The following is a 26113-nucleotide window of genomic DNA, read 5'->3' on the forward strand; positions in this document are numbered from 1 at the left end:
AGGGAACTAGGCCGCCTGCTCCATGCGGCGGCGCAGGCTCAGCGGGCGCATGTCGGTCCACACCTCGGCGATCCGCGCGAGGCACTCCTGCTTGGTCCCCTCGGTGCCCTCGGCGTGCCAGCCGGCGGGAAGCTCGCGGTCGGCGGCCCAGATCGAGTACTGCTCCTCGTCGTTGACGACGACGCGGTAGGTCAGCTCATCAGTCATGCGGTGAGCATCGCGGGGGCGCTATATCTGCCCTATAACAGCGATCAGGGAGCGGCCACGGGGATGGCCGCTCCCTGATCGGGGATGGGAAAGGTCTGTTTACTCGCGGGCGGTGGCCAGGGCCACGGCGTGGGCGCGCAGCGACGCCGACGTGGGCAGCACGGCGCCGAGGACGGCCAGCAGCGCCGCCACCGCCGTGATGCCGGCGACGATCCCCAGTGGAACGACGACCGGTGTCGCGCCGAAGAGCCCGGACAGCGCGATCCACAGCCCGGCCAGGTTGAGCGCGGACGCCATCAGCGCGAGCACCACGCCGATGCCGGCCACCAGCAACGACTCCGCGGCGAAGAGCGCGACCACCTGCCGCGGCGTGGCCCCGGCCAGCCGCAGCACCGCCAGGTCGCGGCGCCGGTCGGCGGTCGCCATCAGCAGCGTGTTGACGATCGCGATGAAGCAGAACACCACCACGATGACCGCGACCGAACGCTGCCGGACGGCGGTGAGCTGCCGCGCCACCGCCGCCTCGGTGGCAACCATCTCCTCGGTGGTGACCACCTTCGCGCCCAGCCCGGCGACGGCGGTGCGCATCGCGGCGAGCGCGGCGTCCCGGTCGGTGCCCTCGTCCACCGAGACGTACGCCCGGCGGGCCAGCCCGTTGCGGGCGTACGCGCCGGTGACGGCGTACTTCTGGGTCACGTAGCCGATGTCCTGCCCGCGCAGCGCCTCGTAGATGGCGGCCACCCGCAGCGAAACCGTGCTGCCGTCGGCCATGAAGACCTCGACCGGCTGGCCCAGCTCGTACCCCCACGACTTCGCCACGACGATGCCGCTGTCGTCGAGGTCGTCCAACGAGCCCTCCAGGACCGGGAGGTCGAGCGTGCGGGAGAGCGCGGCCGGCTCGACCGCGTAGCCGTCGTTCTCCTGTAGCCGGTCCTCGTCCATTGTGTACAGCGTGGTGAGCACCGGCGCGACCACGTGTACGCCGGGCACCGCGGCGACCCGTTCGACGGCGGCGCGGTTGATGCCCGGGCTGCCGTCCGGGGCGAGCACGTAGTCGGCGGTCACCTGGTTGCGCAGGCCGCTGTCGCGGGCCTCGTTGATGGTGTCGGTGGCGCCGAGCAGCGAGATGGCCAGGCCCACGGTGAGCAGGACCGGCACGGCGGTGGCCGCGGTACGCCGCCGCGCGGTCAGGGCGCTCTCCCGCACGACCATCGCGCCCGCGCCCTTCGCCCCGCCGAACGGTGCCATGATCAGCCTGGTCAGCGGGCCGACGAGTACCGGTGCGAGCAGTGCGAACGCGCCAATCGGGACGAGCAGCGTGGGCACGTACTTGTTGGGTACGAGCGTCATCTCGGGCGCGGCGAAGCCGACGTAGGCGACCATGCCGACCCCGGCCGCGAGCCCGCCGACGCCGAGCAGCCACCGGCCGGAGGTCATCGGCCGGTCCACCGCCGCGTCCCGGAGTGCCTCGATCGGGCGGACCTGGCCGGCTCGCCACGAGGCGGCGACGGCGCCGAGCAGCGCTACGAGCACGCCGGTGAGGAACGCGGCGGCGACCGGCAGCAGCACCGCGGGCGCGAGCGACGGGGTTACGCCGAACCAGGACGGCGAGAGGCCCAGGCTGATCAGCCAGCGGGCCAGCAGTTGGGCACCGAAGAGGCCGAGCACGCACCCGGCGGCCGAGGCGAGCGTGCCGACCAGCACGGCCTCGGCGAGCACCATGCGGCGTACCTGCTTCGGGGTGGCCCCGACCGTGCGCAGCAGGGCGACCTCGCGGCGGCGCTGTACCACCGCGAACGCGAACGTCGAGGCGACCACGAAGATGGCGGTGGAACCCGCCACGCTCGCAGTGATCGGCAGCAGCGTCACGGTGTTGTCCAGCGCCTCGCGGTCGCGGTCCTCGCTGACGTCGGCCTTGTGCCGGTCGCCGCCGGTGAGTACCTCCACAGTGGACCCCGACACGGCCGACCGGACAGCGTCCACCGGCCCGAGCGCCACGACCGCCTCGACTCGCGGCGAGATGCGGGCCGCCTCGGTGTCGCTGAAGAAGACCGCGTGCTCGAAGTCGACCGGCGCGGTCACGCCGACCACCTGGTACGGCTGGGCGCCGTCCGCGGTCAGCACGACCACCTGCTGCCCGACGGTCGCGCCGGAGCTGCCACTGACCACGATCTCGGTGTCGGCGGTCGGGGCGCGCCCCTGGGCCAGCTCGTACCCGCCGAAGCGGGCCACCGACCAGGGGTGACCGACCTGGTCGGCGTCGCCGCCTTCGACCTGGGCGTAGAAGGCCCGGTCCAGGACCACCTCGCCGGTGGCGGCGACCCGCTGCACCACGTCCGCGGGCACACCCTTGGCCTCCGCGAGCGAGCGGACGCCGAGGTCGTGGTGGGCCGGGTTCCACTGGGGGTCGTTGCCGAAGACCACGGCCGGCGCGGCGGCGAACCGCTGCGGCGGCCGGTCCGGCAGGTCGAGCAGCGCGCCCAGCAGCAGCCCCATCGCGGCGACCTGGGCCACGCCGAGGACCAGCGCGACCACGGTGCCGGCGAACGAGACCCAGCGGGCCCGCAACGTCTGTACGGCGATGCCCATCATTGCGCGGCCACCTCCAGGTGGACCATGCGGGCGGCGACGGCGTCCGCGGTGGGGTCGGCCAGCTCGCCCACGACGCGGCCGTCGGCGAGGAAGACCACGCGGTGGGCGTACGCGGCGACGACCGGGTCATGGGTGACCATCACGATCGTGCGGATGCCGGCGATGGGCTTGTCGCCGCTCGCGCGGGTCGCGCGGTCGACCAGGCCGCGCAGGGTGCGCAGCAGGTCGCGGCTGGTCATCGTGTCGAGGGCGCCGGTCGGCTCGTCGGCGAAGAGCACCGCCGGCTTGGTCACCAGCGCGCGGGCGATCGCCACCCGCTGCTGCTGGCCGCCGGAGAGCTCGCTCGGCCGGTGGCTCGCTCGGTCCTCCAGCCCGACCTCGCGGAGCGCGGCGGTGATCTCCGCCGGGTCGGGGCGGATGCCGGCCAGGCGCAGCGGCAGGGCGACGTTCTGCGCGGCGGTCAGCGACGGCAGCAGGTTGAACGACTGGAACACGAAGCCGATCCGGTCGCGCCGCAGCAGGGTCAGCGCGGTCTCGTCGAGCACGCTCAGGTCGGTGCCGGCGACGACCACCCGGCCGCCGCTGGGCCGGTCCAGCCCGGCGGCGCACTGAAGCAGCGTCGACTTGCCGGAACCGGACGGTCCCATGATCGCGGTGAAGCTGCCGGGCGGGAATTCGAGGGTTACGCCGCGTAGCGCCGTCACGGCGTTGTCGCCGCTCCCGTACGTCTTGCTCAACGCCTCGAGGCGCACGGTCTCGTCCATCGATCCCCCATAGATTCGTGGTTACGAAGTGTGAAGGTTGGTCAGCTGGTGTACTGGATCGTGACGTCGCCGGCACTTGTGCGCGCGGTGACGGAGGAGGGCGCGCCGGGGTCGTTGGTGACCTCGACCCGCTCGTCGCCGGAGGCCGCGTCGGCGGTGACCGCGTACGCGCCCGAGGGCAGGTGGATCACCACGTCGCCGGCGCTGGCCACCGCGCTCACGGTGGGCGGCACCTCGGCGTACGTGAGGTCGACGTCGCCGGAGTCGATCTCGACGTCGGTGGTGTCCGCCCGGAGCCCGACACCGGTGATCTGGCCGCTGTCCGCCCGCGCGTAGAGCGGCCCGGAGACGTGCTCGGCGGTGATGTCGCCGGCGGACGCGGCCAGCCGTACCTCGCCCGTTAGGTCGCTGACCCGGACGCTGCCCGCCTCGGTGCGCAGGTCGACCGCGACGCCCGGCGGCACCCGCAGCACGTAGTCGAGCGTGCAGGCGCTACCGAGGCCGAACTTGAGGCCCGTGCGGGGGCAGCGCCCGGTGATGGTGAGCGTGTCGCCGCTCCACGTCTCGTCGACGGTCGGCTTGCGCAGCGAGGTCCAGGCGAGCCGCCGCTCGACCGTGACCGCCCCGGCCTCCCCCTCGGTCACCGTGATGTCGCCGGCGTTGCTGTCGAGCGTGACCCGGGAGACCGCCTGCCGGTACGTCTGGCGGTGCTCGTCGGTGCGCTCGGGGCTGAGCCAGGTCCACACCACCGCTCCGGCGAAGAGGAGCACCAGGACCGTGGCCGCCGCCCCCAGGGTGCGCCACGCGGTCCGCTTCTCCACGACAACTCTGGACAACTTCGTTCTCTCCTCAGCTCTTCAGGAACCGCAGCACGGCGAGCACCCGGCGGTGGTCGTTGTCTTCCATCGCGATGTCGAGCTTGGTGAAGATGCTGTTGACGTGTTTGGCCACGGCGCTCTCGCTGACCACGAGCGCGGCGGCGATGCCGGCGTTGGAGCGCCCCTCGGCCATCAGGGAGAGCACCTGCGTCTCGCGCGGGGTGAGCCGCTCGATCGGGTCGCTGCGGTGCCGGACGAGAAGCTGGGAGACGACCTCCGGGTCGAGGACGGTGGCGCCGTCGGCCACCCGGCGCAGCGCGTCGACGAACTCGGCCACGTCGGCGACCCGGTCCTTGAGCAGGTAGCCGACCCGGCTGTCCGGGCGCGACAGCAGCTCGGTGGCGTACCGCTCCTCGACGTACTGGGAGAGGACCAGCACCGCGACGGAGGGCCACTTCTGCCGGAGGGTCAGGGCGGCGCGCAGGCCCTCGTCGGTGAAGGTGGGCGGCATGCGCACGTCGGCGACGACGATGTCCGGCTGGTCCTCGGCGACCGCCGCCAGCAGCGCGTCGGCGCTGGCCACCGCGGCGACGACGGTCATGCCGGAGGCCTCCAGCAGGCGGACCAGGCCCTCCCGCAGTAGCACCGAATCCTCAGCGATCATCACTCGCATGGCAGCTCCACCGCGATAGTCGTCGGGCCCCCGTCCGGGCTGTCGATGTCCAGCGTGCCATCGACGGACGACACCCTCTGCGCCAGCCCTCGCAGGCCCGTGCCGCGCTCCGGACGGGCACCGCCGCGCCCGTCGTCGGCGACCACGACGCGCAGCCGGTCGCCGCTTTCCAGCAGGTGGACGCTGACTTCCACGGATGTGGCACCGGAGTGCTTGGCCACGTTGGCGAGGGCTTCGGAGACGACGAAGTAGGCCACCGCCTCGATCGCCACCGGTGGCCGCCGGGGCAGGTCGACCCGGAGCCGGGCCGGCACCGGTGAGCGGGCGGCGACGCCGGAGAGCGCGGCGTCCAGGCCCAGGTTGTCCAGGACCGCGGGGTACAGGCCGCGGACCACGTCGCGCAGCTCGCTGAGTGCGAGCTTGGCGTCGTCGTGGGAGCGTGCGAGCACGTCGCGAAGCGGATCGGGCGCGTCCGGGTAGGTGGCGCGGGCGAGCCCGAGGTTCATGGCCAGCGAGACGAGCCGCTGCTGCATGCCGTCGTGCAGGTCGCGCTCGATCCGCCGGCGCTCGGCGTCGGCCGCCTCGACCAGCTCGGCCCGGCTGCGGGCCAGGAGCGCCACGCGCTGGGCGAGCTCGGCGCGCGGGCTCGGGCCGAGCAGCGCCCGGGCGGCCAGCAGGTCGACCGCGACGACCCCGCGGGCCAGCCAGGGCGCGGCGAACAGCAGCCCCACGCCGGCGGCGGTGGCCAGGACCAGCGGGATCGGGCCCACCGGGTCGTCGGCGAGCAGCCAGCTGTGCAGCGGGGCGGTCAGCAGCAGCAGGCCGCCGGCCCAGGCCAGCGCCACGACGGCGGCGCCGGCACCGCCGACGACCAGCGCGAAGATGTGGTACCCGAACTGCCGCCACACCGTCTCGGAACGCGCCTCGCCGGCCAGCCGCCGGGCCCAGCCACCGTACGGGTGGGGCGGCGGCGCCGGGATCTCCTCCCCGAGGAACGCCTCGAAGCGGGAGCGCTGGAGCGCGGCGAACGCGTGCACGCAGGCGAAGAGCGCCAGCCCGGTGCCCAGGGCGAAGACCACGGTGACGGCGAGCAGTGCGGTGGCCAGCGCGAGCGCCAGCAGCACCCCGCCGGTGACCAGGCCGACGACACCGCCCACCAGCACGTGCGCGGTGACCTGCCAGGCGCGCGGCGACCACGGCGGCTGTCCCAGCCGCTCGGTGGCGACGACGCGGTTCACACTCACACCATGACCGTAGAGAACGCGGCCCGGGGTAAACCAGGACACAGGTACCCGTGTTGGCCCTGCACCTAGCACCACCTCCAGTTCTACTAGAAACGGACGAAGGGCTCCCCTTATGGGGAGCCCTTCGGGCCGATCTTGGCGGCTCGGTCAGCCGCGGGACGGCTCTGCCATCGCGACCGCGATCTTGCGGGGTCCGGTGAACGGCTCCCGCCCGTGCGCCGCGAGCATGTTGTCCACGACGAGCACGTCGTCGTACTGCCAGTCGTACCGCGTCGACACCTGCCGGTAGCAGGCGCGCAGGTGGTCCATCACGTCGTCCGGGATGGTGCCGCCGTCGCCGTAGTACGTGTTGCTGGGCAGGTCCTCCGGCGCGAAGATCTCCAGCAGCCCCTCGCGCACGTCCTTGGCCTGGGTGCTGATGTGGAAGAACGTCGCGTGGTTGAACCACACCTTCTCGCCGGAGACCGGGTGCTGGTGCACCGCCTCGCGGACCGCGCGGGTACGCAGGCCGTCGCCGTCCAGCCACTCGAGCGCGATGCCACGCTCGGCCGCGTACGCCTCGACGTCCGAGCGATCCTCGGTGTTGAAAGTATGCCGCCACGAGCTGCCGAAGTCGGGGTGGAAGTTGCGCACCACCATCCACTTGCGACGGACGAACTCCTCGCGGACGCCGGGGTCGATCGCCTCGTACACCCGGCGGATGTCCGCCAGCGGCGTGGCGCCCTGGGTCTTCGGCGCCTGGAGGCAGTGGAAGTACAGGGTCAGCGGCCAGACCGCCTGGTACGAGTTCTCGTTGTGCAGGAAGATCTCCTCGTCCGGCGGGTAGTCCGTCGAGGTGTAGACCTGGCCCTTGATGGTGCTGCGCGGCGAGGAGCGCTCGGCGTACGTCAGCGGCGCGCCGGACAGCGCCCGCACCACGCGGTCGAAGCCGTCCACGCCGCCGATCTCGAAGCCGCGCAGCAGCAGCGCGCCGTGCTCGGCCAGCAGGCCGCGCAGCTTCTGCCGGTCAGCGTCGATCCGCTCGATCACGCCGGCGCCCGAGCCGTCGGCCTCGACGGTGAACGGGAGCATCCCGTCCATGGTGTGGCCCTCCCCTCAGTCGGACATCGCGACGAGGACCCGGCGGCTGCCGTTGAACGGCCGCCGTCCGTGGCCGACGAGGATGTTGTCGATCAGCAGCAGGTCACCCTCCTGCCAGTCGACGTCCACAGCGGACTCCAGGCCGCGGTCCCGTACCTGCACCGCGTAGTCGCCGGGGATCGGCGTGCCGTCGGCGAAGCTCACCGACTGCGGCAGGTCCTCCTCCGGCATGATCTGGGCCAGGGCCTTGGCGGTCTCGTCGCCGAGCGCCGCCGAGTGCCACTGGTCGGACTGGTTGAACCAGACCTCGACGCCGGTCACCGGGTGCTTGATGGTCGACGGGCGGACCTGGCTCACCCGGAGCGTGCCGTCCGACTTCCACTGCCAGGTCGCGCCGGAGCCGGCCAGGAACGCCTCGACCTCGTCGCGGTCGTCCGTCTCGAACGTGTCCTGCCAGCTCTTGCCGAGCCCGAGCCCGTCGTGCAGGTTCTGGGTGTAGCGGACCCCGCCGGCGTACGCCGCGCGCACCTCCGGGTCGAGCGACTCCAGCCACAGCACGCCGTCGACGACCGGGGTGGCACCGCCGGTGGTGGCCGCCTTCTCGCAGTAGAAGAGCAGGCGCGAGGGCCAGGCGGAGGCGTACGAGAGCTCGTTGTGCATCGAGATGGTGAACTCGGGCGGGTACTCGGTCGAGGTGTAGACGTTCTTGCCGACCTTGGTCCGCGGCGAGTTGCCGTGCACGTACGCAAGGCGGTTGGGCAGCAGCAGGTCCATCACGCCGTCGAGCTCGCCGGGTGCGACGCCGAACCCGCGGAACACCAGCGCCTTCTCCTTGACCAGCAGGTCGTCCAGACCCGCTTCGCCGCGCAGGTAGCTGACCAGCCCGGCGGCGCTCGCCTCGGCGCCGACGCTGGCTGGATCGATCTCCAGCGGCTTCCAACTGTCAGGCATCACGTTCTCCCCGCGCTCACGATTACGGATGGTGCAAGCATCGATCGGCCCCCTATAGATTTCCCATACCGCCGCTCAGGCCGGCGCGGCGTCCCTCTCGTCCGCCGCCGCCTTCCGGCCCAGGAAGGTCGCGGCGGTGATCAGCGCGAGCAGCCCCATCGCGACGGACATGACGGCGAACGCGCGCGTGGTGCTGACCTCCTCCAGCAGGAAGCCGGTGCCCAGCGCGCCGAGCGAACTCGCCCCGGAGGTCAGCAGCAGCACGACGCTGCCGACCCGGCCCTGCATCGCGTCCGGGGTGATGCGCAGCTGGTACACCATGCCGGCGACGGTGGTCGCCGCGCCGATCAGCGACGTGGTGAAGAACAGCCCGCCGAACGCCACCGGATGGCTCACCACGATCAGGCCGGGCATCACGAGCGCCCACGCCAGGTACGCGACGACCATGATGTGGCGCATCGCCATCCGCCGTACCCACCAGCCGCCCACGACGGCGCCGACCAGGCCGCCGATGCTCCCGGCCGCCATGATCAGACCGGCCACGGCCGACGAGCGCCCCTGTTCCTTGACCACCACCTGGAGGGTCAGGATCACGCCCTGGAAGAGCAGGTTGCTGCCGGCGATCAGTAGCAGCGCGGTCCGGAAGTAGCGCCGCCCCCACACCCAACGCAGACCGGCGCCGATCCCCCAGCTGCGGCGCTTGGCGGGCGGTTGCGGCGGGGTGCGCAGCCGCAGCATCGCTACCAGCGAGACGAGGTAGAAGACCGTGCTGGTCAGGAACGGGGCGTACGCGGTGAGGCCGAAGAGCACGCCGCCGGTCGGGTGGCCGACGAAGTTGGCACCCCGGCCACGCGCCTCGTTCTGCGCCATGGCGGCGGGCAGCTGGCTCGTCGGCACCACCGCGCGGACCGTGGCCCGCTCGGCGAGCTGGTAGAAGACCGTCATGCAGCCCTGCGCGAACGCGACGGCGGCCAGGTGCGGGACCCACACCCGGTCGGCCGCGACGGCCGCGGCGACGCTCCCGATGCCGACCAGCCGGCCGGCGACGCAGATGAGCATCACCCGCCGCCGGGACCAGCGGTCGACCAGCACGCCGGCGGGCAGCTGCACGAGCAGCATCGGCAGCAGCGCCGCGAAGGCCACCAGGCCGGCGGCGCTCTTCGAGCCGCCGGACCAGATCACCAGCAGTGTGAACGCCATCGCGGAGAAGCGTTCCGCCAGGACGGACAGTGCCGAGCCGGCCCAGAGGAACTGGAAGTTGCGGTTGCGCCGGAGCGGGACCTCCTCCGCTTGCGGCGGCGCCTGCGCCAGCGTCATCGGCCGGCCCAGCACCACTCCAGCGCCGCCATCGCGCTGTAGAGCTTGTTCTCCGCCTGGGCGAAAGCGACGCTGGCCGGCCCGTCCAGCACCTCGGCGGTGACCTCCTCGCCGCGGTGGGCCGGCAGGTCGTGCATGAAGACCGCCTTCGGGCTGCTGTTCCAGAGCGCCGACGTGACCTGGAACGGGGCGAACACCTCCCGCCAGTCCGGCGTCGGCTTGCTCGTGCCGGTGGTCTGCCAGCGGGTGGTGTAGATGACGTCCAGCTCCTCCGGGACGCCCTCCATGTCGTGCCGCTCGGTGAAGGCGGCGCCGCTGGAGCTGGCCTGGGCGGCCGCGGTGGCCAGGATCGCCGGCTCGAGGCCGTACCCGGGCGGGGTGCGCAGCTCCAGCACCACGCCGGGGTAGCGGGTGAGCGCCAGGGCGAGCGCCGCGGCGGTGTTGTTGCCCTCGCCGACGTACAGCAGGCGCAGCCCCTCGATCCGGCCGAAGTGGCGGACCAGGGTGGCCAGGTCGGCGAGCGCCTGGGTCGGGTGCTCCTCGGCGCTCATCGCGTTGACCACCGACATCGGCCCGGCCGACGACCAGGCGCGCAGCTCGGCGGTCGCGTCGGCGGTACGGGCCACGAGCAGGTCGAGCATGCCGGAGAGCACTCGCCCGGTGTCCTCGGTGCTCTCGCCGGTGTTCAGCTGGAGGTCGTCCGGGCCGAACGTGATGATCTGCGCGCCGAGCCGCAGCGCCCCGGCGGAGAACGCGGTCCGGGTCCGGGTGGAGGTACGGCGGAAGTAGATGCCGGCGATCGCGCCCTCCAGGGGCCGGCCGTCCAGCCCGCCCGCGCCGAACAGGGCGGCGCGGGCGACGATCGCGTGCAGGTCCTCGTCGGTCAGGTCGCTGATGGAGATGAGGTGGCGCATGGCTTGTCCTCTCACACCTTGTCCGCGCCGGCGAGCAGCTCGGCGTCGGAGAGCGCGGCGATCTCGGCCCGGATCCGCGCCTCGACCTCCTCGCCGAGTTGGGCGATGGTGGGCCGCTCGAACACCACCCGGACCGGGAGCGTCACCTCGAACTCGGCCCGCAGCCGGGAGATCAGCCGGACCGCGAGGATCGAGTGGCCGCCGAGCGCGAAGAAGCTCTGGTGCACGCCGGCGCGTACGCCGAGCAGCTCCTCCCAGATGTCGGCGATCCGCTCCTCGGCGACCGTACGCGGGGCGACGGTCTCGTCCGGTGTGGACGCCTGGTCCGGGTCGGGCAGCGCCCGCCGGTCCACCTTGCCGTTGGCGTTCAACGGGATCCGGTCGACGGCGATGACGGTGGCCGGCACCATGTACTCCGGCAGCGACCGCTCGCAGTGCTCCCGGACCTCGGTCGTGCCGACCACGTAGGCCACGATCCGCTGCTCGTGCGCGATCACGGCGGCGTCGCGCACCTCGGGGTGGTCGAGCAGGACCGCGCGGATCTCGCCCAGCTCCACCCGGTACCCGCGGATCTTGACCTGGTCGTCGATCCGGCCGAGGAACTCCACGTTCCCCTCGGCGGACCAGCGGGCCAGGTCGCCGGTGCGGTACATGCGGGCGCCGGGCGCCCAGGGGTCGGGCAGGAACTTCTCGGCGGTCAGCTCGGGCCGGTTGGCGTACCCTCGGGCCACGCCAGTGCCGCCCACGTACAGCTCGCCGACCACCCCGACCGGCACCGGCCGGAGGCTGGCGTCGAGCACCCGCATCGTCATGTTGGGCAGCGGGCGCCCGATCGGCACGACGCCGGCCTTCTGCGGCCCGACCACCGGGTAGATGGACGTGCCGACGGATGCCTCGGTCGGGCCGTACTCGTTGACCAGGTTGCCGTCGCCGAGCACGCCGCGCCACTTCTCCGCGACCGCGCCGGGCAGCGCCTCGCCGGCGACCACGACGACCGGGGCGAACGCCTCCGGCGGGTCGAGCAGCTCCAGGTGGCCGGGGGTGAGCTTGATGAAGCTGAACGGTGCGGCCTTCTTCAGCTCGGCGCCGAGCTGGTCCAGCTCCACGTCCGGCGGCAGCAGCCAGAGTCGCTGGCCGGTCACCAGCGGCGCCCACAGGTTCGGCACTACAAGGTCGAAGGCGACCGAGGAGAAGAGCGGTGCGCCGCCCTGGCCACGGGCGGCGAGCGTGTCGGCCGCCCAGCGCACGTGGTTGGCCAGGCCTCGGTGGGTCACCACGACACCCTTGGGGCGGCCGGTCGAACCGGAGGTGAAGATGACGTACGCGGCGGCGTCCGGGTCGGTGGCGCGGGCCAGCGGAGTGGCCGGACGGGCCGCGATCTCGAAGCGCTCGGCGTCGACGAGCACGCACTCCACGGCGGTGAAGCGGTCCGCGTATCGCGAGCGGGTGAGCACCACGGTGGCCCCGCAGTCGGCCATCGCGTGCCCGAGCCGGTCGGCGGGAAGGCCGGGTCCAGCGGCACGTACGCCGCGCCCGCCTTCCAGACCGCGAGCAGCGAGACGACCAGGTCGGCGCCCCGGTCCAGGAGCACGCCCACTGTGGACTCCCGGCCCACCCCGCGCTCGCGCAGGTGGTGGGCGAGGCGGTTGGCCCGCTCGTCCAGCTCGCCGTACGTCAGCCGCAGCTCGCCGATCTCGACGGCCACCGCCTGCGGGTCGGCCAGCGCCTGGGCGCGGACGAGGTCCGGCACCGACTCGGCGGGCAGCGGTGCGGTGGTGTCGTTCCACTGTGCCATGACCCGCCGCTCGTGGATCGACGAGAAGTCCACGGTGGACAGCCGGGCGCCCGGGTCGGCGACGACCGCCTCCAGCAGCCGGACCAGGTGGTCGGCCATCCGCTGCACGGTCGCCTCGTCGAAGAGCGCGGTCGCGTACTCCAGTGCGCCGGTGAGCGAGCCGTCCTCCTGCCGCCACATGAACAGCGTCAGGTCGGTCTTGGCCACCCGCCACGAACGCTGGAACGCGTCCATCAGCGCGCCGTCCGCCGCGACCGTCGTGAAGCCCTCGTCCTGGAGGTCGAACGCCACCTGGTAGAGCGGCGTGCGGGACAGGTCGCGGATCGGCTGTAGCTCGTCCACGAGCCGCTCGAACGGGAGCTCCTGGTGCGCGAAGCCGGTCAGGCTGGCGGCCCGCACCCGCTCCAGCGCCTCGGTGAACGTGGGTCGCCGGTCAGGTCGCAGCGGAGCACGAGCGAGTTGAGGAAGAAGCCGACCACACCTTCGACCTCGGGCCGGGTGCGCCCGGCCACCGGCGTGCCGATGCCGAGGTCGTCCTGCCCGCTGTACCGGGCCATCAGCGCGGCGTACGCGGTCAGCAGCGTGACGAACGGGGTGGCGCCGTACCGCCGCCCGAGCGCGGTGAGCGCGTCGGTGAGCCGGGGCGAGAGGGCGAGCCGCACGCCGGCGCCTCGGGGTCGCGCTCCGGCGGGCGCGGCCGGTCGGTGGGCAGCTCCAGCGCGGGCAGTCCGGCGAGGGTCGGCCGCCAGTACGCCAGCTCCCGCTCGATCACCTCGTCGGTGAGGCGGGCCCGCTGCCAGCTGGCGTAGTCGGCGTACTGCACCGGAAGCTCGGCCAGCTGTGGCTCGCGCCCTTCGACGGCCGCCGCGCAGAGGTCGCGCAGCTCCCGCTCGAGAACCACAGTGGACCAGCCGTCGGTGGCGATGTGGTGCACGGTGACGAGCAGTACCGGGCCGGCGGCGCCGCCGCGCACCAGCAGCGCCCGCCACAGTGGACCGTCGACGAGGTCGAAGCCGCGGGCGAACTGCTCGGCGAAGAGCAGCTCCAATTGTTCAGCGGAAAGGCCGTCCGCGTCGCCGTCGTCCACGATGCGCAGCTCCACCGGACGAGGGTCGGCGACCACCTGGCGCGGCTCGTCGTCCACGGTCACGTACCGGGTGCGCAGCGCCTCGTGCCGGGCCTCCAGCGCGTCCAGCGCGGCGTGCACGTGGTGCGCCTCGGTGCCGGGTGCCAGCCGCAGGAACAGCGGCGCGACCCACTCCGGGCTGCCTGGGTGCATCTGGTTGAGGAACCACAGCCGGTGCTGGCCGGTCGAGAGCGGCAGCGGCTCGTCCCGCGCCACCCGGGTCACCGGCGGCACCACCTCCCGGCCGCCGGCGATCAGCTTGGCCTGCGCCTCCACGGTGGCGGCGCCGAAGAGGCCGCGCAGCTGCACCTCGCCGCCGGAGGCCTTGCGCAGCGCGTTCGCCAGCCGGGTCAGCACCAGCGAGGAGCCGCCGAGCGCGAAGAAGTCGTCGTGCGCGCCGACCCGCTCGACCCCGAGCAGCTGCTCCCAGACCTGGGCGACAAGCCGCTCCTCCGGGGTACGCGGGGCGAGGTAGGCGGCGCCCCGCTCCGCGGCGACGGCGGCCGGGTCGGGCAGTGCGCCTCGGTCCACCTTGCCGCTGGTGGTCAGCGGGAACGCGTCCATCGGCACGAAGACCGCGGGGATCAGCGGCTCCGGCAGCCGCTCGCGCAGGAACGTGCGCAGCTCGTCGCCGGGCACCTGGCGGCGGGCGACGAGGTACGCGACGAGCTGCTTGCCGGCATGGCCCTCGCGGGCCACGACCACCGCGTCCCGCAGGTCCGGGTGGGCCTGAAGTGCGGCCTCCACCTCGGCCGGCTCGATCCGGACGCCGTTGACCTTCACCTGCTGGTCGCCTCGGCCGAGGAACTCCAGCGCGCCGTCCGGCCGCCACCGGGCCAGGTCGCCGGTGCGGTAGAGGCGGTTGCCGGGCGCGCCGAACGGGTCGGGTACGAACCGCTCGGCGGTCAGGTCGGGGCGGCCCAGGTAGCCTCGGCCCACGCCGACGCCGGCCGCGTACAGCTCGCCGACGACGCCGATCGGGACCGGCTCGCCGTCGGAGTCGAGGACGAAGACGCGCATGTTCTCGATCGGGCGGCCGATCGGCACCGGGCCGGCCTCCTGCGCCGGGTCGTACGGCTGGGCGGTCACGTCGATCGAGCACTCGGTCGGGCCGTACGTATTCCACACCTGGGCGCCGGTCGGCTCGGCCAGGCGCCGGGCCAGCTCGGCACTGAGCGTCTCGCCGGCCGAGAAGACAAGCCGCAGCGTGGTGCACTCGGTCCAGCCCGGCTCGTCGGCGAGCAGCCGCAGCACCGACGGTACGCCCTGGAGAACGGTGATCCGGCCGGCGGCGACCTCAGCTACGAGGGTCGCCGGCTCGCGCTCGGCGCCGGGCCGGGCCATCACCACGACGCCGCCGCTGACCAGCGGGGCGAACAGCTCCCAGCCGGCCGCGTCGAAGCTCAGCGAGGTCTTCTGGAGCACCCGGTCGGCCTCGCCGAGCTTGTGCTCGCCGACCGTCCACATGACACGGTTGGCGATACCGGCGTGGTCGACGACGACACCCTTGGGGCGGCCGGTGGAGCCGGAGGTGTAGATGACGTACGCGGCGGCGGACGGGTCCACCGCGACGGGCGGCGGGGTTGCCGGCAGGGCGTCCCGCTCGGCGGCCGCCAGGTCGATCGCGAGGGCCTCGGCGCCGCCGCCACCGACCAGGTCGACCAGGCTCTCCTCGGTAACCACTGTGGACGTTCCGGTGTCGCCGAGCACCCAGGCGATCCGGTCCCGCGGGTGGCCCGGGTCGAGCGGCACGTACGCGGCGCCTGCCCGCCACACGCCGAGCAGCACGGCGGCGAGCTCCACGCTGCGCGGCAGGCAGACCGCGACAAGCGACTCGGTGCCGATCCCCCGGGCGCGCAGCAGGTGCGCGGTGCGGTTGGCGCGGCGGTCCAGCTCGGCGTACGTGATCTCCTGCCGTTCGTCCGCGACGGCGACCGCGTCGGGAGTACGCGCGGCCTGGCGGGCGACGAGTTCGTGCAGCGGGACGGTCATCGTTGCTCCTCGGCGTGGCGTGCGGGTGCGGGCAGGAAGTCGTCCACTGTGGTGCCGAGACCCCGGCGGGCGGCCTCGTCGCGGACGTAGCGGGCGAGGGCGAGGTCGAGGACGCCGAGTCCGAACGGCGAGTACACCAGCGGGCGGCCCGGCTCGGGGCTCAGCTCCGCGGTGCCGCGCAGCAGCGCCCCGATGCTCGCGTCCACGAAGTCGCGTCCGCCGGTCTCCTGCTCGGCCAGGTGCAGCGAGGTGCGCTCGCGCAGCGCGTGGTCGACGTCGTCGACGACGTTGTGGCTGGCCAGGATCGCCGGCACGGTCAGATCGCGCAGCGAGATGTGCAGTACCACCGCGCCCGGCCGGCTGGCGGTCAGGTCCATGTGCGGGGTGGCGGCGGTGGTCGCGATCGACACAAGGTCGTGCGCGGCGACCGCCTCGGCCAGCCCGCCGACCGTGTTCACGGCCGTGCCCGGAGCGATCTGGGCGCAGCCGGCGGCGAACGCCTCAGCGCGGGCCGGGTCGGTGTCGAAGACCGTGACCGCGCTGAGCTTCGGGTTGTCCGCGGCGAGGAAGCGCAGGATCTCCGTGTTGATGACGCCGCAGCCGACCAGCGTCACCCCGGTCGGCGTGCGGTCGCCGGCGAGCAGCCGGGCGCCGAGGGCGGCGCTGGCGGCGGTGCGCTTGGCCGAGATGAGCGACCCTTCGAGGAACGCCTCGGGGCGCCCGTCCGCCAGCGAGTTGAGGATGATCGAGGCGCTGGCCCTCGGCAGCCCTCGGTCGATGTTCCCGGGGAACGAGGCGATCCACTTGATGCCCGCGACTCCGGCGTCGCCGCTGCCGCCACCGAGGAAGCCGGGCAGGCCGATGATCCGATCCCTCGGCTGCTCCGGGAAGCGCAGGAAGACCGAGTGGGGCAGCGCGGACAGGCCCTCGTCGTGCCGGCGGTACGCGTCCGCGACGAGCTCGATCAGCTCCCGCTCCCGCCCCGCCAGCAGGTCCTGGACCATGTCGTGGCCGATGATCAGCACAGGCTCGCCTCTTCCTTCCACAGGTGCGAAACCTCGCCGAAGTGCGAGGTCACCCACTCGTCGTTGTAGATCGTGTCGAGGTACCGGTCGCCACCGTCCGGGAAGACCAGCACGCAGGTGCTCCCGCGCGGGATCCTCGGCGCGACCTTCTCCAGCGCGGCGACCGTCGCGCCGGACGAGCCGCCGGCCAGGATCGCCTCGCGGATCGTCAGGGTGCGGCAGGCCACCACGCACTCAAGGTCGCTGATGTACACCGACTCGTGGGCCACCGAGGGGTCGTGCACGTCGGGCTTGACCGCGGCGCCGTGGCCGGGGATGAGCCGCTTGCCGGACGGGCCGCCGAAGAGCACGCTGCCGACCGCGTCCACGCCGACGATCCGGGTGGACATGCCGTGCTCGCGGATGTACGTCGCCGCCCCGCGCAGGGTGCCGCCGGTGCTCGCCGAGCAGAACAGGTAGTCGACCCGGCCGTCCAGCGCCTCGGCGATCTCCGACATGGTGCGCTCGTGCGCGCGCGGGTTGAGCAGGTTGGCGTACTGGTTGGGCCAGTACGCGTCGGGGAGCTTGGCGACGAGCTCGCGTACCCGGCGCAGGCGGACCGGCAGGTACTCGCCGGTGACCGGGTCGGGATCGGTGACCACCTCGACCGTGGCCTGGTACGCGTGCAGGATCGCGAGGTTCTGCTGGGTCGTCTTGGCGTCCACCACGCAGACGAAGCGGAGCCCGAAGTACCGGCAGATCTGCGCGATGCCGATCGCCAGGTTGCCCGAGCTGGACTCGACCACTGTGGACCGTCCAGGTCGGAGCTCGCCCGAGCGGATCTTGCCAAGCAGCATCGACAGCGCGGACCGGTCCTTGACGCTGCCGCCCGGATTGAAGCGCTCGAGCTTGGCGTACACCCGCGCGTTGAGCGTGGGGAACATCCCCTCCAGCTCGACCAAGTGCGTGTTGCCGATCGTCTCGAGTATCCCCTTGAGCGGCGCGCGCGCCACGGTTGCCTCCCCTTTTACGTACCCATCGCCAGCAGGCGTTGCCGTTCCGCGGCGCTCACCAGCGGCGCCCGCGTGATCTTCGTGAGCGGGTCGGCGACGCCGGCCTCGACAAGCCGCACGAAGTGGTCGAGGAGCCGCTCCACGGTCGCCCGGTCGAAGAGGTCGGTGTCGTACCGGAAGACCGTGACGAGGGCCGACGCGTCCTGGGTGAACTCCACCGTCAGGTCGCACTGGCCTTCCATGTGCGGGATCTCCATATAGGACATCTTTCGGCCGGCCACGTACATCACCTCGCCGGCGACGGCCCGCTCCAGCGTCGGGCCGAACCGGTCGGCGGCGACCATCGTCACCGCGATCCGGAAGAGCGGACCGCTCGCCTCCCGTGCCACCAGCGGGTACGGGTACGCGGCGCTGGCCATCCCCCGCCGCACCTGGTGGTTCGCCGCGACCGCCGCGTCCGCGAACGTGGTCGAGCGGGCGAAGCGGGAGCGGAGCAGGATCGGGTTGACGTAGTAGCCGACCACCTCGCGCGCGGCGGCCCGCCGGGTCGAGGCGGGACAGCCGACGGTGAAGTCCGGCTGGCCGGTGTGCCGGTAGAGCAGGCCCTGGAACGTGCCGAGCAGAAACGCGAACGGTGAGACGCCGATCAGCGCCGCGGTCGCCCGCAGCCGCTCGGCGACCTCGTCCGGCAGCCGCCGGGCCACGCTCGCGCCCTGGAACGACTGGAACGGCGGTCGGGGCCGGTCGGTCGGCAGCTCCGCGGGGGCCGCGGCGGCGCACACCTCGCGCCAGTGCTCGGCCATCCGCTCCCCGGTCGGCGAGTCGAGCAGCCGCTCCTCGCGGGCCACATGGTCGTCGTAGCTGGCCCGCACCGGCGGCAGGTCCGGCTCGCCGCCGGTCGCGTATGCCTCGTACGCGGCGATGAGGTCGCGCCAAAGCAGCCACTGCGAGGTGGCGTCGGTGACGATGTGGTGGGTGACCATCAGGAAGGCGGCATCCTCCCGGCGGCGCAGCAGCACCGCGCGGAACGGCATGGCCCCCTCGGTGAGCGCGAACGGCTCCCGGGTCACCTCCAGCACCATCTCCCAGAGCCGCTCGTCGTCGGCGTCCGGCACGTCGCGCACGTCCAGCGTGTCGTGGTCCGGCTCCCGCACGGCACGGCGGGGCCGCCCGTCCGCCTCGACGAAGACGGAGCGGAGTCCGTCGTGCCGGGCGGACAGGGCCCGCACCGCCCGCGCCAGTGCCGGCACGTCCGGCGCGGGCGCCATCCGGGCGCCACCCGCGAGGTTGTACGCCGCGCTGTCCGGAGCCAGCTTGTGCAGCAGCCACAAGGACTCCTGCCCCACCGACAGCGGCCTGGTCTCGTCCATGGTCAGACGGCCGCCTTGCTGGTGAGCAGGAAGTCGGTCAGGTCGCTCACCCGCAGCAGTGACGCGACCGCGTCGTCGGGCACCTCCAGCCCGAACGTGCGCTCCACGGCGGCGAGCAGGTCGACCCGGGTGAGCGAGTCCATGCCGAGCCCCTCGAACGTGGAGTCGGGCGTGATGTCGTCCTCCACGTCCGGCATCTCCTGCCGGATCAGGCGCACGATCTCGTTGGTGATCTCTTCCTGGCTCATGTGCGGTCCGTTCCTCTCGGTGTTCGTCGGGTGTTACGGCATGCGGATGATCTGGCCGGCGTAGGTGAGACCCGCGCCGAAGCCCAGCAGCAGCACCCGGTCGCCGGGGCTGGTACGGCCGGTCTCGTAGAGCCGGGACAGCGCCAGCGGCACCGAGGCGGCCGAGGTGTTGCCGGTGTCGACCACGTCGAACATGACGCGGTCCTTGGGGAACCCGAGCGTGCGGGTGAGCGTGTCGATGATGCGGCGGTTGGCCTGGTGCGGCACGAACCAGTCCACTTCGGACAGCGAGATGCCGGCGGCGGCGCAGGCGCGCTCGGCGACACCCGGCATGGTCGCGGTCGACCACTTGTAGACCAGCGGGCCGTCCATCGTCACGAACTCGCGGCCGTCCGGCATCTCGGTCAGCCCGAGCACCTTGTGCCGGCCGCCGTCGCTGCCCCACACCGTCGGGCCGATGGCGTCCTCTGTGGACCGCGAGACCACCACCGCGCCGGCGCCGTCACCGAAGATGACGAACGTGTCCGGGTCCTCCGGGTTGATCCAGTCGCTGGTCCGCTCGACGCCGACCACGAGCACGTTGCGGGCGTCGCCGACGCGCACGGCGTTGGAGGCCATCGAGACCGAGTAGGTGAAGCCGGCGCAGACCGCGTTCAGGTCGTACGCGCCCGAGGCCGGCAGGCCGATCCGGGTGGCCACCTGCGGGCCGATGCCGGGCATGCGCTGGCGGCGGGTCGCGGTCGCCACGATCGTGAGGTCGATCTCGGCTGGGTCGACGTTCGCCATCGCGATCGCCTTCTGGCCCGCGTCGGCGGACATGGTGACCATGTCCTCCTCCGGCGCGGCGTGGTAGCGGGTCTTGATGCCGGTACGGGACTCGATCCACTCGGGGTCGACCGAGGTGCGCTTGGCGAGCTCCACGTTGGACACGAGATTGGTCGGGCGGTACGCGGCGATCCCCGTGATCGCCGAGCCGTACATCTGCTGCATGTCGCTCCCTAGAGTCAGGTGGTGATGCCGCCGTCGACGCGGAACACCTGTCCGGTCACATAGGACGATCGCGGCGAGGCGAGGAAGGACACCATGTCGGCGACCTCCTCGGGCGTGCCGAAGCGGCCCAGCAGGGTGCGGCCGAGCAGCTCGGCGGCTACCTTCTCGGGCAACTGGGTGGTCATGTCGGTGTCGATCAGCCCCGGCGCGACCACGTTGGCGCGAATGCCGTACCGGCCGACCTCGCGGGCCAGCGACTGGGTGAAGCCGATGATGCCGGCCTTGGACGCCGCGTAGTTGGTCTGGTTGGCGTTGCCGGACGCGGCGACCGACGACATCGTGACGACCGTGCCGGCCTTGCGGCGCATGAGCCGGCGGACCAGGGCCCGGCAGACGTGGTACGTGCCGTCCAGGTTGGTGCGCAGCACCGCGTCCCAGTCCTCGTCGTCCATGAGGGCGAGAGGCCGGTCCCGGGTGATGCCGGCGCACGTGACCAGGGCGTGCACGGGGCCCAGCTCCCGCTCGGTCTCCTCCGCGAACGCGTGCGCCTCGGCCCGGTCGGCCACGTCGGCGGGGCGGGCGAGCACCCGGGCCCCGACCTCCTGGCACTCCTTGGCCAGCAGCTCGGCGGCCTCCGCGTTCGAGCGGTAGCAGAAGCTGACGTCGAAGCCGTCCTCGGCCAGGCGGCGCACCACGGCACGGCCGATGCCGCGCGTGCCACCGGTGACGAGCGCGACCGGACGATCGTTGTCGGACATGGCCCAAAGGCTGCCGCCGGGGCCTATACCTTCTCTATAGGGGCCCCTATGAGGCCGCCTACGAGGCCAGGCCCATCGCTTCGGCGCGGACCAGCTCGCAGACGAAGAAGCCGCTGTCGGTGTCGCGCACGTGGATGTACACAACGGAGGGACGCACGAAGATGCGCGCGATGGCCGGCTCCAGCTCGGCGAAGGAGGTCGGCCGCTCCTCGGCGATCAGCTCGCGGCCGGCCCCGTAGCCGTCCAGGGTCATCGGCAGTCCGGCCAGCCCGGCCGGCACGCCCTGTCCCTTGTAGACGCCGCACGCGTCCTCGTGGATCTGCACCGGGCTGGGCAAGGGGAACGAGTGGTGACGCCGGAACGGGTCGTAGGTGAACAGGATCCGCCGCTCCACCCCCATCCGGAACGGCCGCAGGCAGACCCGGCACGGCCCCGGCGCGTCAGCGATGTCGACGTACGCCGGGTGGCGGTGCTGCGGCGCCCACAGGCTGCCACGCACCGTCCAGGCGAGCTCCTCGTCGAGCGGAATGACGCGATAGGCGGCCACCAAACTGCTCCTCCCGCAAGCCGTAGTGACGCCGTGACGCTATTCCCTACGGCGAGGGCGACACCAGGACGTAAGCACCCGGATCGGACTGCACCTAGCACCACCCCCGAGTCGGGCACCAGCGCTACTGACTTTCGGTCCGCGGGCCGGCACTCTGGGCACATGCTGTCCGATGACTCAGGCACGCAGCGCCGCGGCATCCAGCCGTCCGGCGATATCGGCCACGAGGGCGGGCTCGCACTGGACGAGATAGAAGTGGTCGCCGGGGAAGATCCGCTGGGCATAGCCGCCCGCGGTCAGCTCGGCCCACGCCGGCAGCGCCCGCACGCCGCAGGCTGGGTCGCGGTCCCCGCCGTAGGCGACGATGCCAGCCCGCACCCGCCGCCGCGCGAAGGCGTGCGTCTCCAGCAGGCGGTAGTCGTCGCGCAGCGCCGGCAGCACCAGCGCCCGCAGGTCCGGGTCGGCGAAGACGAGCGGGTCGGGGTTGCCCAGGCGCTCGACCTCGGCGAGCAGCCCTGCCTCGTCGGCCAGGTGCAGGGTGGTCGCCTCCGCACGGTGCGGCGCGGGCCGCCCGGACACCAGCAGCCGCGTGGGCGACACGCCGTGCCGCTCCTCGAGCCGGCTGGTCACCTCAAAGGCGAGCAGCGCGCCCATGCTGTGACCGAAGAAGGCGACCGGCTTGTCGAGCAGTGGCAGCATGGCGCCGGTGATCTCGTCAGCAAGCTCCCCCAGCGACGCGGGAAACGGGTCCACGAGGCGGTCCTGCCGCCCGGCGTACCGGATGGCCAGCACCTCGACGCCGGGTAGGCGGTCGGCCCAGGTCCGGAAGAACGTCGCCGTGCCACCCGCGTGCGGGAAGCAGACCAGGCGAGCGGAGGGAGCGCGCAGGGGGCGAAGCACCCGGTAGGACTGGTCGTCCAACTCGTCCATCTCCTTCTGCATGAGACGTGTGCCACAATTCTTCGCGTGGCCGGGAAGTATTATCGCGCCATTCGAGGCACGCAAACTCACGTTAATACGTGTGCTACAACATACGCAAATGCAAGTCGCACACAGCCGGTACGCGCACCGCGTATCGGCTTTTGACGTCACTACCCGCACCCCTGATACGTCGGGTTTCTGACGTTGTATCAAATCGCAGGTTTCGCGCTCGGTAAAACCGAATCCGAGCACTCTTCGCGTCCCGATAGCTGGTCAGAATCGCGACGTATTTGGTCACACCACAAAAGGGTCGATCCACCCAATCAGGGCACTTTGCCAACGACATCCGTCCGATTTGCCGGGTAAAGGTCTCTATTGCGACCGCGCGCTACATTGCCTCAGATGTCGAGCGTGTTACCTCAAGCTTTTACGTACTTCGTTGACACTGCACAACCACACCCCTACATTCGTCGCGGGGGAAGGACTTGTAAGACCCGGGGGACGCACGTGTTCAGAGGGCATCGCTCGCTGTCATTTTTTGCAGGCACGCCGTTTCGACAGACGTCATCAGCCATTCAATCCAGTCACCGTCCGGGGTTCTGACACCAATGTTCCAAAGGTGGAAGGGAGGCCAGATGGAGCTTCGCATTCTCGGACCGGTCGAGATTTGGACCGATGACGATCGCAACTCGCTGGACGGCTCGAAGCAGCGCACGGTGCTGGCGGCACTGCTCCTGGCGCGCGAGCGGATGATCTCGGATTACCAGCTCAGCGCGCTGCTGTGGGGCGCCGACCCGCCCGCGACGATGAACGCGCAGATCTACACGTACATCTCGCGGCTGCGCAAGCTGTTGGGCGAGAGCGCCTCGATCGTCCGGCAGCGCCCGGGCTACCTGCTGCGGATCGGCACCGCCCGCTTCGACTTCGCCGACTTCGAGCAGCACACGCGGCTGGGCCGGGCGGCGCTCAAGGAGGGGCGGTACGCCGACGCCGCCGGCCACTTCCGCGCCGGGCTGACCCTGTGGCGCGGGCCGGCGCTGACCGACGTCACCGAGTTCCTGGCCGACGTCGAGGTGCCCCGGCTGGAGGAGGCGCGGATGGCCGCGCTGGAGAGCCGCATCGAGGCGGACCTCGCGCTCGGCCGGCACACGCAGCTCGTCGCCGAGCTGACGGGGCTCGTGGCGGCGTACCCACTCGCCGAGCGCCTGCGCGCGCAGCTGATGCTCGCGCTCTTCCGCTCCGACCGGCAGGCCGACGCGCTCGCCGTGTACCAGACCGGCCGGCGGATCCTCGCCGACGAGCTGGGCGTCGACCCCGGTCCGGCGCTCTCCAAAGCGCACTGGGAGGTCCTGGCCGGCGAGGTACCGCCGGTGCCGGCAGCCGAGCCGCGAGTGGTGAGCGGTTGGACCCGCCCGCACCCCGCGATGCTCCCCGCCGACATCGCCGACATCACCGGCCGGGCGACCGAGGTGGAGCAGCTGCGAGGGATGCTCGGCCACGGGCGCCCGGACGGTGCCGGGCGGCCGGCCGTCGCCGTGGTGCACGGCATGCCGGGCGTGGGCAAGAGCGCGCTCGCCGTGCACGCGCTGCACGGGCGGGTCGACGAGTTCCCGGACGGGCAGCTCTACGCCGACCTCGGCGGGTCCACGGGCCACCCGGCCGCACCCACCGACGTGCTCGCCGGCTTCCTGGCGGCGCTGGGCGTGTTGCCCGCCGCGATTCCCGCCGACGAGGCCGGCCGGGTGCAGCTCTACCGCAGCCAGATCGCCGCACGCCGGTTGCTCGTACTGCTCGACAACGCCGTCGACGGCCGGCAGGTGCGGTCGCTGCTACCGGGCGGCGCCGCCTGCGCGGTCGTGATCACCAGCCGGTCCCGGCTCAGCACCCTGGCCGGCGCCCGCGCGCTGCGACTGGATCCGCTCCCCACCCCGGCGGCCGAGGAGCTTGTGCGCGCCGCCGTCGGGCCCGAGCGGGTGGCCGGGCAGGCGTGCGCGCTGCACCGCCTGGTCCAGCTCTGCGGCGGGCTGCCGCTGGCGCTGCGCGCCGCCGCGGCCCGGCTGGTGAGCAGGCCGCACTGGCCGCTGGCCTGGCTCGCCGACCGGATCGCGGACGACGTGCGCGCCCTCGACGAGCTGCGGCACGGCGAGATCGACGTACGCGGCAGCCTGGAGACCGGCTACCGCGGGCTGAGTGAGCTGGCCCGCGCCGCGCTGCGCCGGCTGGCCCTGCTCGACGTCGACGTCCTGCCCGCCTGGGCCTCCGCGGCCGTACTCGGCGTCGCGGAGGAGCGGGGCGAGGACGTCACCGCCGAGCTTGTCGAGGCCAACCTGCTCGACATCGAGGTCACCGCCGGCGGTCCCCGCTACCGCATCCACCCGCTGGTCCGCCGGTTCGCGAGGGAGCGGGCGCTGGCCGACGACCCGCCGGCCGAGCGGGCCTCCTCGGTCGACCGCGCCTTCGGCGCCTGGCTGTGGCTGGCCGGCGAGGCCGACCGCCGGCTGCCCGACCGGGAGGCGCCGACCGAGCGGCGCCCGCGGCTCGCCACCGGTGCCACGGCCCGCTGGCGGATCGGCGCCCGGCTCGCCAAGGCGGTCGGCGCCGCGCCGCTGGACTGGTTCGCTGCGGAGACCCCCACGCTGCGCCAACTGGTGCGGCAGGCCGCCACGGGCGGGCTGCCACATGCGGCGTGGGAGATCGCGCACACGTCGGCCAGCTTCTTCGAGATCGACGGCCGGTACGAGGAGTGGCAGTGCACCCACCAGCGGGCGCTGACCGCGGTGCGGGCCGGCGGCGACGAGTTCGGCGAGGCGGTGATGCTGCTCGGACTGGCCCGGCTCTCCGCCTCCCTCGACGACGTGGGCGCCCGGCTCACGTACGCGGACCGCGCCGCCCGCCTCTTCCGCGCCGCCGGCGACCACGCGCGGGAGGCCGAGGCGCTCACGCACGTCGGCACCGCGTACCGGCAGACCGGCCACTTCGAGCGGGCCGACAGCCAACTGACCCGCGCGGTCGAGCTCGCCGCGTCCGCCGACGACCCGGGTGCCCGCGCGGCGACCCACAAGGCCGTCGGCGACCTGCTCTTCGACCAGGAGCGGCTGCCGGACGCCGCCGAGGAGTACGCGCACGCGCTGCGCCTGTGGCGCCGCCTGGGTCACCGGCGCCATGTCGCGGGAGTCTCGCGCCGCCTCGGCAAGGTCGAGCGCGAACGCGGCCAGTACGACGAGGCCGCGATGCGCCTCGGGGAGGCGGCCGGGCTGGCCACGGCTATGGGCGACCGCGCACTCGCCGCGGCGGTGCAGGTCGGCCAGGGCCAGCTCGCCCAGTCCGCCGGCCAGGCCAACGCCGCGCGGCACGCGTTCACCCAGGCCATCCGGGCGTTCGACACGCTCGGGCTGGTCCGCCGCTCCGGGCACGCGGCCGCGCTCCAGGGCCTCGGCGAGCTGGCGCTGGCGGAGGGACGGGTTGCCGCCGCCGTGCAGATGCTGACCGACGCGGCGGACGTGTGGCGGTGCCTGGCGATGCCGTTGCGGCGGGCGCGCACCCTCGCCACGCTCGGCGACGCCCAGGTGGCCTGCGGCCATACCGAAGACGCGGTCGCGACCTGGCAAACCGTGACCGACCTGCGCGAACGTACGGTGGTCGCCGACTCACGCACGCTGTAGGCCCCGGTGCGCCGTCTCCCCCGGGAGGCGGCACCGCGGCGGGCCGGGTTTCCGAGCCAGCGCGCTCTTTGGCTCATCGGGTCTGTCCACAATGGCGGCGTCAGGATCGAGATTTGGGCTACCGCGA

The 26113-nt window shown here is 72.7% G+C and carries 20 protein-coding genes and 2 pseudogenes; 1 reads left to right on the forward strand and 21 read right to left on the reverse strand.

The window, feature by feature from the left end:
* Positions 1 to 6: 6 nt before the first annotated feature.
* From Pflav_RS15565 to Pflav_RS15655, 21 genes and pseudogenes are all read right to left on the reverse strand, one after another.
* A complete protein-coding gene (locus Pflav_RS15565) occupies positions 7 to 207 on the reverse strand; it encodes an MbtH family protein (RefSeq protein ID WP_173036810.1) in 201 nt (66 codons plus the stop codon).
* Between the two features lie 99 nt (positions 208 to 306).
* Positions 307 to 2799 carry an FtsX-like permease family protein gene (locus tag Pflav_RS15570; protein ID WP_173036811.1) on the reverse strand — a complete coding sequence of 831 codons (2493 nt, stop codon included), beginning with the start codon at positions 2797 to 2799 and terminating at the stop codon, positions 307 to 309.
* Entirely contained in the window at positions 2796 to 3563 is a 768-nt protein-coding gene (locus tag Pflav_RS15575) for an ABC transporter ATP-binding protein (RefSeq protein WP_173036812.1), read from the reverse strand. The genes Pflav_RS15570 and Pflav_RS15575 overlap by 4 nt, the downstream gene beginning before the upstream one ends.
* A 41-nt stretch (positions 3564 to 3604) precedes the next feature.
* Positions 3605 to 4399: a DUF4097 family beta strand repeat-containing protein gene (locus Pflav_RS15580; protein WP_173036813.1), complete on the reverse strand. Its 795-nt coding sequence runs from the start codon at positions 4397 to 4399 to the stop codon at positions 3605 to 3607.
* A 13-nt stretch (positions 4400 to 4412) separates the two neighbouring features.
* Positions 4413 to 5054: a response regulator transcription factor gene (locus Pflav_RS15585; protein ID WP_173036814.1), complete on the reverse strand. Its 642-nt coding sequence runs from the start codon at positions 5052 to 5054 to the stop codon at positions 4413 to 4415.
* A complete protein-coding gene (locus Pflav_RS15590) occupies positions 5045 to 6298 on the reverse strand; it encodes a sensor histidine kinase (RefSeq protein ID WP_232071456.1) in 1254 nt (417 codons plus the stop codon). Before Pflav_RS15590 ends, Pflav_RS15585 begins: the two co-directional genes overlap by 10 nt.
* Positions 6299 to 6445: 147 nt before the next feature.
* Positions 6446 to 7369, reverse strand: coding sequence for a TauD/TfdA family dioxygenase (locus tag Pflav_RS15595; protein ID WP_197938968.1), 924 nt, complete (start codon positions 7367 to 7369; stop codon positions 6446 to 6448).
* A gap of 24 nt (positions 7370 to 7393) precedes the next feature.
* Complete coding sequence (locus Pflav_RS15600) at positions 7394 to 8329, reverse strand: TauD/TfdA family dioxygenase (RefSeq protein WP_173036816.1); 936 nt, start codon at positions 8327 to 8329, stop codon at positions 7394 to 7396.
* 75 nt (positions 8330 to 8404) lie between these two features.
* Positions 8405 to 9646 carry an MFS transporter gene (locus Pflav_RS15605; RefSeq protein ID WP_173036817.1) on the reverse strand — a complete coding sequence of 414 codons (1242 nt, stop codon included), beginning with the start codon at positions 9644 to 9646 and terminating at the stop codon, positions 8405 to 8407.
* A complete protein-coding gene (locus Pflav_RS15610; protein WP_173036818.1) occupies positions 9643 to 10560 on the reverse strand; it encodes an ornithine carbamoyltransferase in 918 nt (305 codons plus the stop codon). Before Pflav_RS15610 ends, Pflav_RS15605 begins: the two co-directional genes overlap by 4 nt.
* Positions 10561 to 10571: 11 nt before the next feature.
* Positions 10572 to 10913, reverse strand: a complete 342-nt coding sequence (locus Pflav_RS49285; RefSeq protein ID WP_462933164.1) for a phosphopantetheine-binding protein — start codon at positions 10911 to 10913, stop codon at positions 10572 to 10574.
* A gap of 14 nt (positions 10914 to 10927) precedes the next feature.
* Positions 10928 to 13634 (reverse strand): annotated as a pseudogene (locus Pflav_RS49290) (condensation domain-containing protein).
* A gap of 111 nt (positions 13635 to 13745) precedes the next feature.
* Positions 13746 to 15473, reverse strand: a pseudogene (locus Pflav_RS49295) (non-ribosomal peptide synthetase); the annotation flags it as partial.
* Positions 15470 to 16498, reverse strand: coding sequence for a 2,3-diaminopropionate biosynthesis protein SbnB (gene sbnB / locus Pflav_RS15620; protein ID WP_173036819.1), 1029 nt, complete (start codon positions 16496 to 16498; stop codon positions 15470 to 15472). The gene sbnB and the pseudogene Pflav_RS49295, both read right to left, overlap by 4 nt.
* Positions 16492 to 17466, reverse strand: coding sequence for a 2,3-diaminopropionate biosynthesis protein SbnA (gene sbnA / locus Pflav_RS15625; protein ID WP_197938969.1), 975 nt, complete (start codon positions 17464 to 17466; stop codon positions 16492 to 16494). Before sbnA ends, sbnB begins: the two co-directional genes overlap by 7 nt.
* Before the next feature lie 38 nt (positions 17467 to 17504).
* A complete protein-coding gene (locus Pflav_RS15630) occupies positions 17505 to 18860 on the reverse strand; it encodes a condensation domain-containing protein (protein WP_173036821.1) in 1356 nt (451 codons plus the stop codon).
* Between the two features lie 2 nt (positions 18861 to 18862).
* A complete protein-coding gene (locus Pflav_RS15635) occupies positions 18863 to 19108 on the reverse strand; it encodes an acyl carrier protein (RefSeq protein ID WP_173036822.1) in 246 nt (81 codons plus the stop codon).
* Positions 19109 to 19141: 33 nt separating this feature from the next.
* Positions 19142 to 20098: a beta-ketoacyl-ACP synthase III gene (locus Pflav_RS15640; protein ID WP_173036823.1), complete on the reverse strand. Its 957-nt coding sequence runs from the start codon at positions 20096 to 20098 to the stop codon at positions 19142 to 19144.
* 14 nt (positions 20099 to 20112) lie between these two features.
* Entirely contained in the window at positions 20113 to 20856 is a 744-nt protein-coding gene (gene fabG / locus Pflav_RS15645; protein ID WP_173036824.1) for a 3-oxoacyl-ACP reductase FabG, read from the reverse strand.
* A gap of 58 nt (positions 20857 to 20914) precedes the next feature.
* Complete coding sequence (locus tag Pflav_RS15650) at positions 20915 to 21403, reverse strand: DUF1203 domain-containing protein (protein ID WP_173036825.1); 489 nt, start codon at positions 21401 to 21403, stop codon at positions 20915 to 20917.
* A 177-nt stretch (positions 21404 to 21580) separates the two neighbouring features.
* Positions 21581 to 22333 (reverse strand): thioesterase II family protein, encoded by a 753-nt coding sequence (locus Pflav_RS15655; RefSeq protein ID WP_173036826.1) that lies wholly within the window; start codon positions 22331 to 22333, stop codon positions 21581 to 21583.
* A gap of 626 nt (positions 22334 to 22959) precedes the next feature.
* On the opposite strand from Pflav_RS15655, the gene Pflav_RS15660 reads away from it, so the two are divergent.
* The gene (locus Pflav_RS15660; protein ID WP_173036827.1) at positions 22960 to 25986 is read left to right on the forward strand and encodes an AfsR/SARP family transcriptional regulator; all 3027 of its coding nucleotides are present in this window, start codon (positions 22960 to 22962) and stop codon (positions 25984 to 25986) included.
* The last annotated feature ends 127 nt before the right edge of the window (positions 25987 to 26113 follow it).

The sequence above is a fragment of the Phytohabitans flavus genome, assembly GCF_011764545.1.
Lineage (GTDB): Bacteria > Actinomycetota > Actinomycetes > Mycobacteriales > Micromonosporaceae > Phytohabitans > Phytohabitans flavus.